The sequence below is a fragment of the Streptomyces polyasparticus genome (genome assembly GCF_014493765.1).
In the GTDB taxonomy this organism is placed as follows: domain Bacteria; phylum Actinomycetota; class Actinomycetes; order Streptomycetales; family Streptomycetaceae; genus Streptomyces; species Streptomyces polyasparticus.
Genome location: NZ_JACTVJ010000004.1, coordinates 77,621 through 94,990 on the forward strand (window position 1 = coordinate 77,621; position 17,370 = coordinate 94,990).

The 17,370-nt window shown below is 73.6% G+C and carries 15 protein-coding genes; 12 read left to right on the forward strand and 3 right to left on the reverse strand.

Annotated elements, in window-relative coordinates; all coding sequences use genetic code 11:
* Window positions 1-34 precede the first annotated feature (34 nt).
* From H9Y04_RS04655 to cobI, 4 genes are read left to right on the forward strand one after another with little or no spacing between them, the layout of a single operon-like run.
* Window positions 35-2,092, forward strand: a complete 2,058-nt coding sequence (locus H9Y04_RS04655) for a putative cobaltochelatase (protein ID WP_187812373.1) — start codon at window positions 35-37, stop codon at window positions 2,090-2,092.
* A complete protein-coding gene (cobO, locus tag H9Y04_RS04660; RefSeq protein WP_187812374.1) occupies window positions 2,092-2,700 on the forward strand; it encodes a cob(I)yrinic acid a,c-diamide adenosyltransferase in 609 nt (202 codons plus the stop codon). The genes H9Y04_RS04655 and cobO overlap by 1 nt, the downstream gene beginning before the upstream one ends.
* Entirely contained in the window at window positions 2,694-4,235 is a 1,542-nt protein-coding gene (locus H9Y04_RS04665) for a cobyrinic acid a,c-diamide synthase CobB (protein ID WP_187812375.1), read from the forward strand. Before cobO ends, H9Y04_RS04665 begins: the two co-directional genes overlap by 7 nt.
* Window positions 4,232-4,981, forward strand: coding sequence for a precorrin-2 C(20)-methyltransferase (gene cobI, locus H9Y04_RS04670; protein WP_187813034.1), 750 nt, complete (start codon window positions 4,232-4,234; stop codon window positions 4,979-4,981). Before H9Y04_RS04665 ends, cobI begins: the two co-directional genes overlap by 4 nt.
* An 80-nt stretch (window positions 4,982-5,061) precedes the next feature.
* Here the strand turns inward: cobI and H9Y04_RS04675 are convergent, their stop codons facing one another.
* Window positions 5,062-5,784, reverse strand: coding sequence for a ZIP family metal transporter (locus H9Y04_RS04675; protein ID WP_187812376.1), 723 nt, complete (start codon window positions 5,782-5,784; stop codon window positions 5,062-5,064).
* A gap of 334 nt (window positions 5,785-6,118) precedes the next feature.
* Here H9Y04_RS04675 and cobM point away from each other — a divergent pair, with 334 nt between their 5' ends.
* The 6 genes from cobM to cobC all read left to right on the forward strand — a co-directional run bounded on the left by cobM (window position 6,119) and on the right by cobC (window position 12,754).
* The gene (cobM, locus tag H9Y04_RS04680) at window positions 6,119-6,946 is read left to right on the forward strand and encodes a precorrin-4 C(11)-methyltransferase (RefSeq protein WP_187812377.1); all 828 of its coding nucleotides are present in this window, start codon (window positions 6,119-6,121) and stop codon (window positions 6,944-6,946) included.
* Between the two features lie 140 nt (window positions 6,947-7,086).
* Window positions 7,087-8,352, forward strand: coding sequence for a precorrin-6y C5,15-methyltransferase (decarboxylating) subunit CbiE (cbiE, locus tag H9Y04_RS04685; protein WP_308800902.1), 1,266 nt, complete (start codon window positions 7,087-7,089; stop codon window positions 8,350-8,352).
* On the forward strand, window positions 8,349-10,154 hold the full coding sequence (gene cobJ / locus H9Y04_RS04690; protein ID WP_187812378.1) for a precorrin-3B C(17)-methyltransferase: 1,806 nt from the start codon (window positions 8,349-8,351) through the stop codon (window positions 10,152-10,154). Before cbiE ends, cobJ begins: the two co-directional genes overlap by 4 nt.
* Window positions 10,151-10,786 carry a precorrin-8X methylmutase gene (locus H9Y04_RS04695; RefSeq protein ID WP_236070592.1) on the forward strand — a complete coding sequence of 212 codons (636 nt, stop codon included), beginning with the start codon at window positions 10,151-10,153 and terminating at the stop codon, window positions 10,784-10,786. The genes cobJ and H9Y04_RS04695 overlap by 4 nt, the downstream gene beginning before the upstream one ends.
* A complete protein-coding gene (locus tag H9Y04_RS04700; RefSeq protein WP_187812379.1) occupies window positions 10,783-11,694 on the forward strand; it encodes a sirohydrochlorin chelatase in 912 nt (303 codons plus the stop codon). Before H9Y04_RS04695 ends, H9Y04_RS04700 begins: the two co-directional genes overlap by 4 nt.
* On the forward strand, window positions 11,678-12,754 hold the full coding sequence (cobC, locus tag H9Y04_RS04705) for an Rv2231c family histidinol phosphate aminotransferase CobC (protein ID WP_187812380.1): 1,077 nt from the start codon (window positions 11,678-11,680) through the stop codon (window positions 12,752-12,754). The genes H9Y04_RS04700 and cobC overlap by 17 nt, the downstream gene beginning before the upstream one ends.
* A gap of 216 nt (window positions 12,755-12,970) precedes the next feature.
* Here the strand turns inward: cobC and H9Y04_RS04710 are convergent, their stop codons facing one another.
* Window positions 12,971-13,903, reverse strand: coding sequence for an SCO1860 family LAETG-anchored protein (locus H9Y04_RS04710; RefSeq protein ID WP_438818073.1), 933 nt, complete (start codon window positions 13,901-13,903; stop codon window positions 12,971-12,973).
* A gap of 326 nt (window positions 13,904-14,229) precedes the next feature.
* Here H9Y04_RS04710 and H9Y04_RS04715 point away from each other — a divergent pair, with 326 nt between their 5' ends.
* The gene (locus H9Y04_RS04715) at window positions 14,230-14,994 is read left to right on the forward strand and encodes a 2-phosphosulfolactate phosphatase (protein ID WP_187812382.1); all 765 of its coding nucleotides are present in this window, start codon (window positions 14,230-14,232) and stop codon (window positions 14,992-14,994) included.
* 126 nt (window positions 14,995-15,120) lie between these two features.
* On the opposite strand, the gene H9Y04_RS04720 is transcribed toward H9Y04_RS04715, so the two are convergent.
* On the reverse strand, window positions 15,121-16,215 hold the full coding sequence (locus tag H9Y04_RS04720) for an amidohydrolase family protein (RefSeq protein ID WP_187812383.1): 1,095 nt from the start codon (window positions 16,213-16,215) through the stop codon (window positions 15,121-15,123).
* Window positions 16,216-16,304: 89 nt separating this feature from the next.
* Between H9Y04_RS04720 and H9Y04_RS04725 the strand changes: the two genes are divergently transcribed.
* Entirely contained in the window at window positions 16,305-17,363 is a 1,059-nt protein-coding gene (locus H9Y04_RS04725) for a pyridoxal-phosphate-dependent aminotransferase family protein (RefSeq protein WP_187812384.1), read from the forward strand.
* Window positions 17,364-17,370: the final 7 nt, after the last annotated feature.

Consider the following 17,370-nt stretch of genomic DNA (forward strand, 5'->3'; position numbering starts at 1 on the left):
AGCTGGACGCCGAGTTGATGGTGGAGGCCACCGCATGAACACGCCCTATCCGTTCACCGCTCTCGTCGGGCAGGACGACCTGCGGCTCGCGTTGGTGATCAATGCCGTCTCCCCCGCCGTCGGCGGTGTGCTCGTACGCGGCGAGAAGGGGACCGCCAAGTCGACCGCCGTGCGGGCGCTTTCGGCGCTGCTGCCCGAGGTCGAGGTCGTGCCCGGGTGCAGGTTCTCCTGTGATCCGCAGGCGCCCGACGCCCAGTGCCCGGACGGGCCGCATGACGCGGCCGGCACGGTGGCGCGGGCCGCGCGGATGGTCGAACTGCCCGTCGGGGCCTCCGAGGACCGGCTCGTCGGGGCGCTCGACATCGAGCGGGCCCTCGCCGAGGGCGTGAAGGCCTTCGAGCCGGGGCTGCTCGCCGATGCGCACCGCGGGATCCTGTACGTGGACGAGGTCAATCTGCTGCACGACCACCTCGTCGACCTGCTGCTCGACGCCGCCGCGATGGGCGCCTCGTACGTGGAACGCGAAGGTGTCTCCGTACGGCATGCCGCGCGCTTCCTGCTCGTGGGGACGATGAACCCCGAAGAGGGCGAACTGCGACCGCAGTTGCTCGACCGCTTCGGCCTGACCGTCGAGGTCTCGGCCTCGCGCGAGCCCGACCAGCGGGTGGAGGTCGTGAAGCGGCGCCTCGCCTATGACGACGATCCGGCCGGGTTCGCCGCGCGCTGGGCCGACGAGGAGCGGGCCGTACGGGCCCGGATCGTGGCCGCGCGGGCGCTGCTGCCCTCCGTACGGCTCGGGGACGGGGTGCTGCGGCAGATCGCCGCGACCTGTGCCGCGTTCGAGGTGGACGGGATGCGGGCCGACATCGTGATGGCCCGTACCGCCACCGCGCTCGCGGCCTGGGCGGGGCGCGAGGAGGTCACGGCGGAGGACGTGCGGCAGGCCGCGCTGCTCGCTCTGCCGCACCGCAGGCGCCGCAACCCCTTCGACGCACCGGGCCTTGATGAGGACAAGCTCGACGAGACCCTTGAGGAGTTCGGGTCCTCCGACTCCTCGGACGGCGACGGCCCGGACGACGATCCGGATCCCGACGGCCCGGACGGCGGCGGGCGCCCGCCCGAGGACGGCGGGGACGACGGGGACGCGGGGCCTCAGGTCCCGCCGCAGTCCTCGGCTCCGCAGGCGCCGGACCCCAAGGAGTCGGACGGCAAGGAGCAGAGCGAGCAGTCCGCGTCCTCCGGAGCGGGTGAGCAGAGCCCGGCCGCGGCCGCCGAGCCGTTCCGCACCAAGCTGCTCAGCGTGCCCGGTACGGGCGCCGGCGCGGCCGGACGGCGGTCGCGGGCGCGCACCGACCACGGGCGGACCACGGGCGCACGCAGGCCTCAAGGTGCCCTCACCAAGCTGCACTTGGCGGCCACGGTGCAGGCCGCGGCGCCGCACCAGCGGGCACGCGGACGTGCGGGCCGCGGCCTCGTCGTCCGCAGGGACGATCTGCGGCAGGCGGTACGCGAGGGGCGCGAGGGCAATCTCGTGCTGTTCGTCGTGGACGCCTCCGGGTCCATGGCCGCACGGCAGCGGATGAGCGCGGTGAAGGGCGCCGTGCTCTCGCTGCTGCTCGACGCGTACCAGCGGCGGGACAAGGTGGGCCTGGTGACCTTCCGCGGCGCGGGCGCGGAGGTGGCGCTGCCGCCGACGTCCTCGGTGGATGCCGCCGCCGTACGCCTGGAAGCGCTGCCCACCGGCGGCCGAACCCCGCTCGCGGCGGGGCTGCTCAAGGCGCATGAGGTGCTGCGTGTGGAGCGCCTTCGCGATCCCGTACGCAGGCCGCTTGTGGTGCTCGTGACGGACGGGCGCGCCACCGGCGGGCCCGAACCGGTGGCCCATGCGGCGCGTGCGGCGGGTCTCTTCGCGGCCGAGTCGATCGCGTCGGTGACCGTGGACTGCGAGTCGGGGCCCGTACGGCTCGGGCTCGCCGGGCAGCTCGCGCAGGGGCTCGGCGGCACCGTCGTCACGCTCGACGAGCTGCGCGCGGACTCGCTCGCCGGACTCGTCAAGGATGTTCAGGACCACAGGAACCGGAGGGCCGCCTGATGCCCCAAGGACAGCCGGCCGTCGTGCCGGACGACGGGCTCACCACCCGCCAGCGCCGCAACCGTCCCCTGGTCGTGGTGCACACCGGGATCGGCAAGGGCAAGTCCACGGCCGCGTTCGGACTCGCGCTGCGGGCCTGGAACCAGGGCTGGCCGATCGGGGTGTTCCAGTTCGTCAAGTCGGCGAAATGGAAGGTCGGCGAGGAGAACGCGCTCAAGGTGCTCGGTGCCTCCGGCGAGGGCGGCAGCGTGGACTGGCACAAGATGGGCGAGGGCTGGTCGTGGATCCAGCGGGCGCCCGCCGAGGGCGAGATGAGCAACGAGGACAAGGCCCGCGAGGGCTGGGAGCAGGTCAAGCGGGACCTCGCCGCCGAGACGTACAAGCTGTATGTGCTCGACGAGTTCGCGTATCCGATGCATTGGGGCTGGATCGACACCGACGAGGTGGTGTCCGTGCTGCGCGACCGGCCCGGCACCCAGCACGTCGTCATCACCGGGCGCAATGCGCCGGCCGCGCTGGTGGAGTTCGCGGATCTCGTCACCGACATGTCCAAGGTCAAGCACCCGATGGACGCCGGGCAAAAGGGCCAGCGGGGCATCGAATGGTGAGCCGCCCGCGTTCGGCGGCGGGCTCGCCGGGCTCGGGCAGCGCCGTGCCGCGGCTGGTGATCGCCGCGCCCGCTTCCGGGTCCGGCAAGACCACCGTGGCGACCGGCCTGATGGCCGCGTTCACGGCGGCCGGTCTCGCCGTGTCCCCGCACAAGGTGGGGCCGGACTACATCGACCCGGGCTACCACGCACTGGCCACGGGCCGCGTCGGGCGGAACCTGGACGCGTATCTGTGCGGTGCGGAGCTGATCGCGCCACTGTTCGCGCACGGGGCGCAAGGGTGCGATCTCGCCCTCGTGGAGGGCGTGATGGGGCTCTACGACGGTGCGTCCGGGCAGGGCGAGCTGGCCTCCACGGCCCAGGTCGCCAAGCTGCTGCGGGCGCCCGTGGTCCTGGTCGTCGACGCCTCCTCGCAGTCGCGGTCGGTGGCCGCCCTGGTGCACGGGTTCGCGTCGTGGGACCCCGAGGTACGGATCGCGGGGGTGATCCTCAACAAGGTCGGATCGGACCGGCACGAGGAGCTGTTGCGGGACGCGCTCGACGAGTCCGGGGTGCCGGTGCTGGGTGCTTTGCGGCGCGTGGACCGAGTGAGCCAGCCCTCGCGGCACTTGGGCCTTGTCCCGGTGGCCGAGCGTTCCGCCGAGGCGGTGGAATCGGTGGCCGCGCTCGCCGCGCAGGTGCGGCAGGGCTGCGATCTGGAGCAGCTGCTCGCGCTGGCGCGCAGCGCGCCGACGCTCGACGTGCGGCCGTGGTCGCCCCGGGCCGCGCTCGACGCGGGCACGGTCTCGGCCTCCGCCGATGCGACCGGACCCGCAGCTGCCGGGCGTGACGCCACCGTCCCCGCAGCCGCCGGGCTCCACGCCACCGACGCCGAGGCTGCCGGACCCGGGGCTTCACGCGACGGCGACCCCTCCGTGCGGCAGCGGCCCGTCGTGGCGCTCGCCGCCGGTCCCGCCTTCACTTTCTCGTACGCCGAGCAGGCCGAACTCATGACGGCCGCGGGCGCCGAGGTCGTCCCCTTCGATCCGTTGCGCGACGAGCAACTGCCGGACGGGACCGCAGGGTTGATCATCGGGGGCGGTTTCCCCGAGATGCACGCGCCCGAGCTCGCCGCGAACGAGCCGCTGCGCAAGTCCGTCGCGGAACTCGCCCTGTCCGGCGCCCCGGTCGCGGCCGAATGCGCCGGACTGCTCTACCTGGCACGCGAGCTGGACGGCAGGCCGATGTGCGGAGTATTGGACGCCGAGGCGCGGATGTCGGAGCGCCTCACCCTCGGCTACCGGGAGGCGGTCGCAGTGACGGACAGCGTCCTCGCGGCGGCCGGGACCCGGACCCGGGGGCATGAATTCCACCGCACCGTGATCGAGCCGGGTGCGGGCCCGGCTCCGGCCTGGGGCATGCACGCTCCGGAACGCCGGGTCGAAGGATTCGTGCAGCAGGGCGTGCACGCGAGCTATCTGCACACGCATGCGGCAGCGCTCCCCGGCGCCGCCCACAGGTTCGTAGAGAGGTGCGCGCAGTGGACAGCGCAGTGAGCCGCAGGCTGATCGGGGTCGGAGTGGGCCCCGGCGACCCCGAGTTGGTGACGGTCAAGGGTGTACGCGCGCTGCGCGAGGCGGACGTCGTGGTGGTGCCCGTGATGGCGGCCCCCGACGGTTCGGACGGCGGGGAGCCGGGCCGGGCCGAGACGACGGTCCTGGAGTACGTGGCGCGCGAGAAGGTCGTCCGTGTGGTGTTCGCGCTCAATGAGCGCTCCGACCGCGGGCGCCGCGAGGCGGCCTGGGACGCGGCGGGCGCACGGGTGGCCGGGCTGCTCGCCGAGCACACCACCGTCGCCTTCGCGACGATCGGGGACCCCAATGTGTACTCGACGTTCACCTATCTCGCGCAGACCATCACCGAGCTCACCCCTGGTGTGGTCGTGGAGACGGTGCCCGGCATCACCGCCATGCAGGACCTCGCGGCGCGCAGCGGCGCCGTACTGACGGAGGGCACCGAGCCGTTGACGCTGGTGCCGGTGACCGCGGGCTCGGCGGCGCTCAAGGACGCGCTCGACGGTCCCGGCACGGTGGTGGCGTACAAGTTCGGGCGCCTCGCGCGGGAAGTGGCCGACGCGCTGCGGGAGTCGGGGCGGATCGAGGGTGCGGTCTGGGGCTCGGCGCTCGGTCTGGAGCAGGAGTCGATCCGGCCGGCGAGCGAGCTGGCCGAGGGGCCGCTGCCGTATCTGTCCACGCTGATCGCTCCCGCGCGGCGCGGGGACGGGCGCGGAGGGAAGCTGTGAACTCCCCGGCGTGCGATGCGGCGTGGAGGTGGACCGGGAACGCCCCGGTGTGGAGGAAGGCTGTGCACTCCCCCGCCCTGTCACTCCGCCGCGCCCACCACCAGCCAGATGAAGGCCACGCCCGCGACGGTGCAGAGCACCGTCGACTTGGCGGGGTGGTCGTGGTGCGCCTCGGGCAGGATCTCGGCCGCGGCCAGGTAGAGCAGGGCGCCGCCGAAGAAGCCGAGGTAGGCGCCGAGCAGTTCCTCGGGCAGCGTGAACAGCAGCGTGGAGGCCGCGCCGACCACCGGTGCCGCGGCGTCCGCGAAGAGCATGGCGACGGCCTTGCGGCGGGCGTTCCCGTACAGGCGCGTGATCGTGTACGTGTTGAAGCCGTCCGCGAAGTCATGGGTGATGACGGCGAGCGCGACGGTCAGGCCCATCGCGCTGCCCGCCTGGAACGCGGCACCGATCGCGATCCCGTCCATCAGGCTGTGCCCCACCATCGCGGAGGCCGCGCCGAGGCCGACCTGCGGGACGCGTTCGCCGTCGGCGCCGTGGGCGGCCTGGCGCAGCGCGAGCAGTCGTTCGAGCAGATGCGCGGTGAGGAAACCGCCCACGAACAGGAGCAGCGCCTCCGGCACACCCCAGATCTCCCGGCCGGCGGCGTCCATCGCCTCCGGCAGCAGATCGAGGCCGACCACGCCGAGCATCAGACCGCCGGCCAGGCCGAGGACGAGATGACGGCGGTCGGTGACGCGCTGCGCCGTCCAGCCGCCGACCAGCGTCATGAGGAACGCGCCGAGCGCGACGAACACCGCCATGCGCCTTTGCTAGCCGATCATGCGGGCCACCGCCCGCACGGCTCGCCGCGAGGGGGTCTCTTTCGGATCTTGTCGGCCACGGAAGCAACACCTTTGACGGCTGCCGAAGCGGGGTCTGGCGCGTGCAGTTGCAAGGCGGAGGAGGGAGTGATGGCGGAGCCATCGCGACCGACGACAACGCGGCAGATGTGCGTGCCAGACCCCGCGCCCCCGGCAAGATCCGAAAGAGACCCCCTGGGCGAGGGCGCCCCGGACGGGTTGCGCGAGGGACCACCCCTGCGCAGTGCCGCCCGCCCCTGAGACATCACCGAACCACCTGGAAGGACCCCATCCCATGGCTACCGAGGACGCTTCCGTGACCGGCAAGGTCACCTTCGTCGGCGCGGGGCCCGGCGCCGCCGATCTGCTGACGTTCCGGGCGGCGCGGGCCATCGCGGACGCGGACGTCGTGATCTGGGCGGCGAGCCTGGTGCAGGCCGAAGTCCTGGAACACGCACGCCCGGACGCCGAGATACTCGACTCGGCGACGATGTCCCTGGAGGACGTCGTCGCCGTGTACGAGCGCGCCCTGCGCGACGGGCTGAAGGTGGCGCGGATCCACTCCGGGGACCCCGCGCTGTGGGGCGGCACGCAGGAGCAGCTCGACCGCTGCACCGCCCTCGGTCTGGAGACCGAGATCGTGCCGGGCGTCTCCGCGTTCTCCGCGGTCGCCGCGCTCGCGCAGCGCGAGCTGACCATCCCCGAGGTGGCGCAGTCGGTGGTCCTGACCCGGCTCGGCGGCGGCAAGACACCGATGCCGCCGGGCGAGGAGGTACGGGAGTTCGCGCGGCACGGCACGACCATGGCCGTGTTCCTTTCGGCCGCGCGCTCGGGGCAGTTGGCGCGTGAGCTGCTCGAAGGCGGCTATCCGACGTCGACGCCGGTCGTGGTGGCGTATCAGGCGACCTGGCCCGAGGAGCTGATCGTGCGCTGCACGGTCGGCACGCTCGAGGACACGGTCAAGGAGCACAAGCTCTGGAAGCACACGCTGTTCCTGGTCGGCCCGGCGCTCGACGCGTCGGGGACGCGCTCGCATCTGTACCACCCGGGCCATTTCCACGGGTACCGCAAGGCGGACCCCGAGGCCCGCAAGTCCCTTCGTACGCAGAGGGCCGGGACATGACGATCCCTTCGTCCGCAGAAGGCCGGGACGTGACGATCCCTTCGTCTGCGGAAGGCCGGGACGTGACGATCCCTTCGTCCGCAGAAGGCCGGGACACGACGGACGGCGAGACCCTCCGGACCACCGGGGCCGTCGCGGTCATCGGCATGGGCGCGGGCGGCGCGCCGCTGGACGCCCGTGCCCGCGAGCTGCTCGCCGCGGCCACGGTCGCGGTCGGCGGCAAGCGGCATCTGGACGCGGCCCACCTGCACGACGGCGTGGAGCGGATCGTGCTCGGACCGTTGGCTCCCGCACTCGATCTGCTCGCGGAGCGGCTCGCGGACGAGCGGGCGCGCGTGGTCGTCCTCGCCTCCGGCGACCCTGGATTCTTCGGGATCGTCCGGGCGTTGGCGGAGCGATTCGGTCCGGATGCGCTCGAGATACGGCCGGGGGTGTCCTCCGTCGCCGCCGCGTTCGCGAAGGCGGGGCTGCCCTGGGACGACGCGGTGGTGGTGAGCGCGCATGGCCGCGATCTGCGGACCGCGGTCAACGTGTGCCGTGCGCACCCCAAGACGGCCGTCCTCACCGGCCCCGGCGCGGGCCCGCGCGAACTGGGCGCGGAGCTGGTGCACCGGGCCGAACGCCGGGTGCTGCTCGTCGCGTCGGCGCTCGGCGACCCCGAGCACGAACGCCTGAAGCGGGTCACGCCCGCCGAGGCCGCCGAGCGGGTGTGGGACGCGGTGAGCGTGGTGCTGTGCCTGGACGAGGAGCGGCTGCTTTCGCCGGTACGTACGGTCGCGGGGCCCCGGCCGGCGCCGGACCGCTGGGCGCTCGACGAGGGTGCGTTCGCGCACCGGGACTCGATGATCACCAAGTTCGAGGTGCGGGCACTCGCGCTGGCCCGGCTCGGTCCGCGGACCGGTGACTTCGTCTGGGACGTGGGCGCCGGATGCGGTTCGGTGGCCATCGAGTGTGCGCGCTTCGGTGCGGCGGCGGTCGCGGTCGAGAAGACCGCGGACGGGGTCGAGCGGATCCGGGCCAACGCGGCCGCGCACGGCGTGGATGTGCGCGCGGTGCACGGTGCCGCTCCGACGGTGCTTTCCCATCTGGCCGATCCCGACGCGGTGTTCATCGGGGGCGGCGGCCGCGAGCTGCCCGCCATCGTCCGGGCCTGCGCACGGCGTGCACGGCGCACAGTGGTGGTGGCGCTGGCGGCGCTCGACCGGGTGCCTCAGGTGCGCGCCGCGCTCACGGAGTCCGGTTACACCTGCGACGGCGTCCTGCTGCAGTCCTCCCGCCTCGCGCCGCTGCCCGGTGACGTGACCCGGCTCGCGGCGGCCAATCCGGTGTTCCTGCTGTGGGGCGACCGGACCGACCTCTTGGCGGCGGGCAACGGCCCGTCCCCGTACGAAGGAGTCCTGAAGTGATCGGCCTGATCTCCGCCACGGCGGCGGGTGCCGCGGCGAGCGAGCGGCTCGCCGCGGCCTGGCCCGACCGGGTCCGGGTGTACGAGGGGCCTGTGGGTCCTTCCGTACAGCGGGCGTTCGGCGAGTGCACGCAGCTGGTGTGCTTCCTCGCGACCGGCGCGACCGTACGGCTCCTTGCGCCGCTGCTCGCCGACAAGGCCTCCGACCCGGGGGTGGTGTGCGTGGACGAGGCGGGCCGTTTTGCCGTGTCCCTCGTCGGCGGCCACGGGGGCGGGGCGAACGCGCTGGCCCACGAGGTGGCCGAGGTGCTCGGCGCGCAGCCGGTGGTGACGACGGCGACGGACGCGGTGGGGATCCCGGGGCTCGACACGCTCGGGCTGCCCGTCGAGGGCGATGTGGCGGGGGTGAGCCGGGCGGTCCTGGACGGCGAACGCGTGGAACTGGCGGCGGACTTCGCTTGGCCGCTGCCGGCGCTGCCTCCGCAGGTACGGGGTGGTGACGCGGCGCGGGCCGATGACGCAGCACAGCCTGGTACCCAGGGAGCGGGCGGATCGGAGGCTGCCCCGACCCCGCCCGCCGGAGCCCGGATCCGGGTCACCGACCGCGCCCTCGAACCGGCCGTACGCGAGGCCGTGTTGCGGCCGCCGTCGCTCGTCGTCGGGGTCGGGGCGTCCAAGGGCGCGCCGGTGGACGAGGTCCTCGACGTCATCGGCGCGGCGCTGGCCGACGCCGGGCTCAGCCCGCGTTCCGTCGCCCGTCTGGCGACCGTGGACGCCAAGGCCGAGGAGCCCGGCATCGTCGAGGCGGCCGCGCGGCTGGGCGTCCCGCTGGTGACCTACTCCTCCGAGCGGCTGGCCGCCGTTGACGTGCCCAACCCCTCCGACGCTCCGCTGGCCGCCGTCGGCACACCGTCCGTGGCGGAGGCCGCGGCTCTGGCCGAGGGCGGCGAACTCCTCGTACCGAAGCGGAAGTCGGCGCCCGAGGGCCGCGCCGCCATGGCCACCTGCGCCGTGGTCCGCAGGGCGCCGCGCGGCCGGCTCGCCGTCGTGGGGCTCGGTCCCGGCGCCCGCGACCTGGTCACCCCCCGCGCCAAGGACGAACTGCGGCGCGCCGCCGTCCTGGTGGGCCTCGACCAGTACGTGGACCAGATCCGCGATCTGCTCAGGCCCGGCACCGTGATCCTGGAGTCGGGGCTCGGGGCCGAGGAGGAGCGGGCCCGTACCGCCGTGGCCGAGGCCCGCAAGGGGCAGGCCGTGGCGCTGATCGGCTCGGGCGACGCGGGCGTCTACGCGATGGCCTCGCCCGCCCTTGCCGAGGCGAGCGACGACATCGACGTCGTCGGCGTGCCGGGCGTGACAGCCGCCCTCGCGGCCGGTGCGCTCCTGGGCGCGCCGCTCGGGCACGATCACGTGTCGATCAGCCTCTCCGATCTGCACACCCCCTGGGAGGTGATCGAGCGCCGGGTGCGCGCGGCGGCCGAGGCGGATCTCGTCGTCACCTTCTACAACCCGCGCAGCCGCGGCCGCGACTGGCAGCTGCCGAAGGCCCTCGCGATGCTCGCGGAGCACCGCGCACCGCGCACCCCGGTGGGCGTCGTGCGCAACGCCTCGCGCGCCGACGAGTCCGTACGCCTGACGACGCTGGCCGCCCTCGACCCGGCGACGGTCGACATGATGACCGTGGTCACCGTGGGCAACACGGCCACGCGCGAGATAGCGGGGCGGATGGTGACCCCGCGCGGCTACCGCTGGCAGCAGGACCCCGACACCGTGGCGGCCGAGGCAGTGGAGGCACAGCGATGAACACCCGTGTCGTGCACCCCATCGAGCAGGAGTCGTTCCGCAGGCTGCGCGCCCGCCTCGACACCTCGCACTTCGCGCCGCTGACCCGGGCGGTCGTCGAGCGTGTGATCCACTCGGCGGCCGACCTCGACTACGCCACGGATCTCGTCACCGACGAGGCCGCTCTCGTACGGGCGCACGCCGCCCTGCACGCGGGCGCGCCCGTGGTCGTGGACGTGGAGATGGTCGCGGCGGGCATCACGCGGCGCGAGACCGTCTGCCGTTTGAAGGACGCCGAGTCCGGCCCTGGGCTGACCCGTTCGGCGCATGCGATCCGGCTCGCCTACGAGCAGGTCGGGCCCGGTGCGCTGTGGGTGATCGGCTGTGCGCCCACCGCCCTCGAAGAGCTCCTGACGCTCGACGCCGACCCCGCCCTGGTGATCGGACTGCCCGTCGGTTTCGTCGGTGCGGCCGAATCCAAGGCGGCGCTGCGCGCAAGCGGGCTGCCCGCCGTCAGCAATGTCTCCGAGAAGGGCGGCTCGGCGGTCGCCGCCGCGGCGCTCAACGCGCTGCTCTACCACCCGCCGCACCAGACCCCGATGCAGGCTTCGGCCCACCCTCAGCACGACCCCCGTACGAAGGAGAACCAGTGACCACCCCTCCCGCCCTGCTCGTCGCAGGACATGGCACCCGGGACGACGCCGGGGCCGATGCCTTCCGCGCTTTCGTCCGGGAGTTGGGGCGCCGCCACCCCGAACTGCCCGTCGCGGGCGGCTTCATCGAGCTCTCGCCGCCGCCGCTCGGCGAGGCGGTGACCGAGCTGGTGGAGCAGGGGGTACGGAAGTTCGCGGCCGTTCCGCTGATGCTGGTGTCGGCCGGGCACGCCAAGGGCGACATACCGGCGGCGCTCGCCCGTGAGAAGGAGCGGCACCCCGGTATCTCGTACACCTACGGCCGTCCGCTCGGCCCGCACCCCTCGCTGCTCGCCGTACTGGAGCGGCGCGTAAACGAGGTGCGCGGCGACTGGGCGCGCGAGGACGTCACCGTGCTGCTCGTCGGGCGGGGTTCGACCGACCCGGACGCCAACGCCGAGGTGCACAAGGCGGCGCGGCTGTTCTGGGAGGGCCGCGGTTACGCGGGGGTGGAGACCGCGTTCGTCTCGCTCGCGGCGCCCGATGTGCCGAGCGGGCTCGACCGGTGCGTGAAGCTGGGGGCGCGGCGCGTGATCGTGCTGCCGTACTTCCTGTTCACCGGGATCCTGCCGGAGCGGGTGCGGCAGCAGGCCGAGGGATGGGCACAGGCGCACCCCGAGGTCGAGACGCGGTGCGCCGAAGTGATCGGCCCGGAGCCGGAGTTGCTCGATCTGGTGATGGAGCGCTACCGCGAGGCCCTGAAGGGCGATCTGCGGATGAACTGCGATTCGTGCGTGTACCGCATCGCGCTGCCCGGCTTCGAGGACAAGGTGGGTCTGCCGCAGCAGCCGCACTTCCACCCGGACGACGACGGGCACCACCATCACCACGGCGCGGGTCACCACCACGGCCATGCACACGCGCACTGAGCAGCAGGCGCCTGCGCCGGCTTCCGACCTCGCGTACGACCTGCGGCATCACGGGGACGCCGAGGTGCGTGACGGTTCGCTGACCGATCTCGCCGTCAACGTCCGTACGGGAACGCCTCCGCAGTGGCTGCGGGACGAGATCGCCGCATCGCTGGGCACGCTCGCCGCGTACCCGGACGGGCGGGCGGCGCGTGCCGCGGTGGCCGCGCGGCACGGGGTCGGTCCGGAGCGTGTGCTGCTCACAGCGGGGGCCGCGGAGGCGTTCGTGCTGCTCGCGCGGGCGCTCGACGTACGGCAACCGGTCGTGGTGCACCCGCAGTTCACGGAGCCGGAGGCGGCGCTGCGGGATGCGGGGCACACGGTGCGGCGCGCCCTGCTGCGCGCCGCCGACGGCTTCCGCCTGGACCCTTCCACGGTGCCCGACACGGCGGACCTGGTCGTCATGGGCAATCCGACGAACCCGACGTCCGTTCTGCACCCTGCCGATGCGGTGGCCGAACTGGCCCGGTCCGGGCGGGTGTTGGTGGTGGACGAAGCGTTCATGGACGCCGTGCCCGGCGAGCGGGAGTCGCTCGCCGGGCGTACGGATGTGCCCGGGCTCGTGGTGCTGCGCAGCCTGACGAAGACCTGGGGTCTCGCGGGGCTGCGGATCGGGTACGTCCTGGCGGATCCGGCGGTCATCGCGCTGCTCGAGCGCGCCCAGCCGCTGTGGCCGGTGTCGGCGCCGGCGCTCGCGGCGGCTTCGGCGTGCATGCGGGCGGCGGCGCTGGCGGAGGCGGAGGCTGCGGCGCGGCGGTACGGGGAGGACCGGGCTCATCTGGTCGCGGGGCTGCGGAAGTTCGACGAGGTGTCGGTCGTCGGCGAGCCTGCCGGGCCGTTCGTGCTGCTTCGGCACCCTCGGGCCGCGGACGTTCGCGAACGGCTGCGGGACGCAGGGTTCGCCGTGCGGCGCGGCGACACGTTCCCGGGGCTCGGGGCGGAGTGGCTGCGTATCGCTGTACGGGACCGGGGGACGACGGATCGGTTTCTGCGGGCGCTGGCGGGGGCCGGGGTCCGGTAGAGGCGGACGGGCCGGGTTTACGAGGGAAGGGCGGCACAGGGATTTCCGCCCTTCCCTCGCTCAAGCCCCGTACAGCTCAAGGGAGTTCACTGCAGGGACGTCGTGCGGGCCGCCGAAGCGGCCGTAGGAGGCCCGCAGCCGCGGCCCGGCTGGGGGACGGGCGTGGCTGCGGGCCGGACCGGGGCAGATCGGCGACCGCCCCGGCCGGTCTGAGGCTCAGCCGCGGCTGCGGGCGCGGGCCAGGACCAGTGCGCCGCCGCCCAGGCCGAGCAGGAGGACCGCGCCGCCGGCGATGAACGGCGTGGCGGAGCTGCCGCCCGTCGCGGCCAGGTCCTGCTGCTGCTCACCGGCCGACTGGGCGCGTACGCCTTCGTCCGTGATCTTGTCCGCGGGCTTCGCCGGCTGGGACTCGGCGGGCTTCGGGGCGCCGACGGGCGACTCGCAGGTCGCCTCGGCCAGCGCGACGACGCCCTCGACCTCGGCCACGTTGAGCTTCAACGGGTTGACGGAGACCTTGAGTTCGAGCGCGGCCGCCGCGGCCGTCTTCGACGTGGTGTGGGTCTTCGACAGGGTCAGGCTCACCTCGCCGACACCGGGCACGGCGACCCGGGTCACACCGCCCGCGGAGAGCGTGACCTTCTTGCCGAGCACCTTCACCGAGCCGAGCAGATTGGACTCGGCGACCGGCTGCTTGCCCGCCTCGCAGACCGCCTTCGACGTGACCTGCTCGACCTCGATGAGAGAGAGCAGGGGCAGGCCAGGGACGTGGATCTTCGCGTGGGCGAGGTTCGAGGAGGCTTCCGCCTTGTGCTGGTCCGTGGTGGCCTTCGCCGTGGCGACGTCCGCGCGCAGCAGGCTGATCGGCTGCCCCTGCTCGACACCGTCCAGGGTCACGGTGAGCGCGGTCTTCTCCGCCGACTTGGGCGCCTGCACCTCGTTCAGCGTCGCCTTCAGCGGGACCTGCACGGTCTTGTTGAGCAGCCCGACATCCAGCTGCGTACGGAGCACAGCCGCACTCGACTTGCCCTCGTCGCCCGTGGCGTGGGCGGGAAGGGCGCTCGCGAGGACCACGGGACCGGTGGCCAGGAGCGTCGCCGCGGCCGTCGCGGCGATTCTGCGTGCGGGCATGCCAATGGTGTTGCTGTTCAAGATGGTGGAACCCCCAGGGAGACATGGAGCCGCCGAACGCACGCGGTACTTCCGGGACATGCGCCGCGCCGACGACCTCGACGCCGAGAATCTTTACGCACGGAGAGTGAACTGGCAGCAGCGCGGCGCGAGTTCACCCCAATGGGGGGTTTCCGGCCTTGCATTCGATTTCTGGGGCATATAGCGACTCGTACGTCACCCGCGTCACCGACATCGTCCGAACGCGAGCGAATGCGCTGGTTGACGCCCCGGCGCACGCCGATTCAAGCAAACGACCGTGCTCTGCCGTTGGTTACGGTGCGTCAACCTGAGGCATGATCGGCGTCATGGTCGCGACAAGTGAGACATGGGCGGGGCAGGGCGGTCACGGGGTGCGGTTCGAGTGGGGTCCCGCGGGGGCCCGGCAGCTCGGCTCCTCGGTGGCCTGTCTGGTGGTGGTCGATGTGCTGTCGTTCACGACGTCGGTCGATGTCGCGGTCGCGGCCGGTGCGCAGGTACTGCCGTACCCCTGGCGCGACGACTCGGCGGCCGCGTACGCGAAGGAGCAGGGCGCGGCGCTCGCGGTGGGGCGGCGCGCGGTGAGCGCCGCACACCCCTGGTCGCTCTCGCCCGCGAGCCTGCGCGGTGCGGAGCTGCCGCCCCGGCTGGTGCTGCCCTCGCCGAACGGCTCGACCATCGCGGCCGCCGCGCCGGACGGGGTGGCGGTGGTGGCCGCGTGCCTCAGGAACGCCTCGGCGGTGGGCAGTTGGCTGACCGGCGCGGGATACGGCACGTCCGCGCGCCCCGTGGGTGTGATCGCCTCCGGTGAGCAATGGCCGGACGGTGCGCTGCGGCCGGCCATCGAGGACCTGCTCGGCGCGGGGGCGGTGATCGCGGCGCTCGGTGCGCCGGGCGAGCTGTCGCCGGAGGCGGCGGGCGCGCGGGCCGTCTTCGACGGTACGCAGGACGTCGAGGCGGCGGTGCGCGCCGGGGCTTCGGGGCGTGAGCTCGTCGCGTACGGGTTCCCGCAGGACGTGGACGTCGCGGTCGAGCGCGACGTCTCTCGCACGGTGCCGCTCCTGTCGGCGGGCGCGTTCACCGCCGCGAGCTGACCCGCACCACGCGACGGCACCCGCTCAGCCCACGACCGGCCGACCCGTCGCCACCACCTGAACCCACGAGCGGCCGGCCCGACGGCACCACCTGAACCGACGACCCGCCGGCCCGTCGCCACACCCTCAGCCCACCACCACCCCATTCACCACCACCCTGCGCGGCGCCCCCAACACCCGTACGTCCGCCCGCGGATCCGCCTCGTAGACCACCAGGTCCGCGGGGGCGCCCTCCTCCAGGCCGGGCCTGCCGAGCCACTCGCGCGCCCGCCAGGTCGCCGCCGACACGGCCTCGACCGCGGGGATGCCCGCGGTCACGAGCTCGCCGACCTCCGCACCCGCCAGACCGTGCGCGAGCGCCCCGCCCGCGTCGGTGCCGACGAACACGGGGACGCCCGCGTCGTACGCGGAGCGCACCGTGTCGTAGCGGCGCTCGTACAGGCGCCGCATGTGGTCCGCCCAGATGGGGAACTTGGCGTCCCCCTGCTCGGCGAGGCGCGGGAACGTCGCGATGTTCACGAGCGTCGGCACGATGGCCACACCCCGCTCGGCGAACAGTGGGATGGTCTCCTCGGTCAGGCCGGTCGCGTGCTCGATGCAGTCGATGCCCGCCTCGACGAGGTCCACCAGGGAGTCCTCGGCGAAGCAGTGCGCGGTGACCCGCGCGCCGAGCCGGTGCGCCTCGGCGATCGCGTCGCGGACCGCGGCAGCGGGCCAGCAGGCGCCGAGGTCGCCCGAGGAGCGGTCGAGCCAGTCGCCGACGAGCTTGACCCAGCCGTCGCCGCGCCGCGCCTCCTGGGCGACGTACTCCACGAGCTGTTCCGGCTCGATCTCGTGCGCGAAGTTACGGATGTAGCGGCGGGTGCGGGCGATGTGCCGCCCGGCCCTGATGATCTTCGGCAGGTCCGCGCGGTCGTCGATCCAGCGGGTGTCGGAGGGCGAGCCGGCGTCGCGGATGAGCAGGGTTCCCGCGTCCCGGTCGGTGAGCGCCTGCTTCTCGGCCACCTCGTCCGGCACGGGCCCGTGCGCGTCGAGTCCGACGTGGCAGTGCGCGTCGACCAGACCGGGCAGCGCCCAGCCCTCGACGGTCGTCACGTCCCGCGCCCCGGCCGGCGCCTCGTACGAGATCCGCCCGCCGACCACCCACAGCTCGTCCCGTACGTCCTGGGGCCCGACGAGCACCCGCCCCTTGACCCGCAGCACCGTCGACTGATCGCTCATGTACGGCAGCGTAGAGGGCACTCGGTACGCTCGGACACGCATGCCCGTGCATGCGCCACCTACTGCGCCGGACCGAAGAGAGCACGACCATGACGCGCGAACCGCACCCCTTCCTCGATCTGCCCCCGATGAGCGCCGCCGAGTTCGCCGCGGTCGAGGACAAGGTGGCGCGGCTGCTGCGCACCGAGCAGGACGTGGTGATCATGCAGGGCGAGGCGCTGCTGCCCCTGGAGGCCTGCATCCGCTCGGCCGCACAGCCCGGCACCGTGGCCCTGAACGTGATCACGGGCCCGTACGGACAGACCTTCGGCAACTGGCTGCGCGACTGCGGCGCCGAGGTGATCGACCTCGCGGTCCCCTTCCACACGGCCGTGACCGCCGGGCAGATCCGCGAGGCCCTGGCCGCGCGTCCCGACATCGACTTCGTCTCGCTCGTGCACGCGGAGGCCGCGACCGGCAACACCAACCCGGTCGAGGAGATCGGCGCGGTCGTACGCGAGCACGGCGCGCTCTTCTACCTGGACGCGGTCGCGTCGGTGGGCGCCGAGCCGCTGCTGCCCGACGCGTGGGGCGTGGACCTGTGCGTCATCGGTGCGCAGAAGGCCATGGGCGGTCCCGCGGGCGTGTCCGCGGTGTCGGTGAGCGAGCGGGCCTGGAAGCGGTTCGCGGACAACCCGCGCGCACCGCGCCGCTCGTACCTCTCGCTGCTCGACTGGAAGGAGCGCTGGGTCGACGGCGGCCGCAAGGCCCTGCTGCACGCGCCCGCGCAGCTGGAGATGCTGGCGCTCGGTGCGTGCGTGGACCGGATCGAGGACGAGGGTCTCGACGCCCTGATGGCCCGGCACGCCGAAGCCGCCCGTGCCACGCGCGAGGGTGCCGCCGCCGCGGGGCTCGCGCCGTATGTGCACGACGAGAAGGACGCCGCTCCGGTGGCCACCACTCTGCGGACGCCCGAGGGCGTCGACGCCTCCGCCGTCGTCGCCGCGGCGCTGGCCGCCGACCCTTCCCTGCCGGTCGCGGCCGGCGGCGGCGCGCTCGCGCAGGAGATGATCCGCGTCAACCACTACGGCCCCGACGCCCGCGCCGACGTAGTGGAGCGCGCGCTGGCCGCGCTCGGTGATGCGCTCCGCAAGGTGTCCGGTTCCTGAAATCCGG

What these genes read in the sequence shown, in the direction of transcription:
- H9Y04_RS04720 (WP_187812383.1), bottom strand. Translation starts at nt 16,215, where the DNA reads ATGAGCGATCAGTCGACGGTGCTGCGGGTCAAGGGGCGGGTGCTCGTC.
- cobM (WP_187812377.1), top strand. Translation starts at nt 6,119, where the DNA reads ATGGCTACCGAGGACGCTTCCGTGACCGGCAAGGTCACCTTCGTCGGC.
- H9Y04_RS04675 (WP_187812376.1), bottom strand. Translation starts at nt 5,784, where the DNA reads ATGGCGGTGTTCGTCGCGCTCGGCGCGTTCCTCATGACGCTGGTCGGC.
- cobO (WP_187812374.1), top strand. Translation starts at nt 2,092, where the DNA reads ATGCCCCAAGGACAGCCGGCCGTCGTGCCGGACGACGGGCTCACCACC.
- H9Y04_RS04725 (WP_187812384.1), top strand. Translation starts at nt 16,305, where the DNA reads ATGACGCGCGAACCGCACCCCTTCCTCGATCTGCCCCCGATGAGCGCC.
- H9Y04_RS04655 (WP_187812373.1), top strand. Translation starts at nt 35, where the DNA reads ATGAACACGCCCTATCCGTTCACCGCTCTCGTCGGGCAGGACGACCTG.
- H9Y04_RS04695 (WP_236070592.1), top strand. Translation starts at nt 10,151, where the DNA reads ATGAACACCCGTGTCGTGCACCCCATCGAGCAGGAGTCGTTCCGCAGG.
- H9Y04_RS04665 (WP_187812375.1), top strand. Translation starts at nt 2,694, where the DNA reads ATGGTGAGCCGCCCGCGTTCGGCGGCGGGCTCGCCGGGCTCGGGCAGC.
- H9Y04_RS04715 (WP_187812382.1), top strand. Translation starts at nt 14,230, where the DNA reads ATGGTCGCGACAAGTGAGACATGGGCGGGGCAGGGCGGTCACGGGGTG.
- cobC (WP_187812380.1), top strand. Translation starts at nt 11,678, where the DNA reads ATGCACACGCGCACTGAGCAGCAGGCGCCTGCGCCGGCTTCCGACCTC.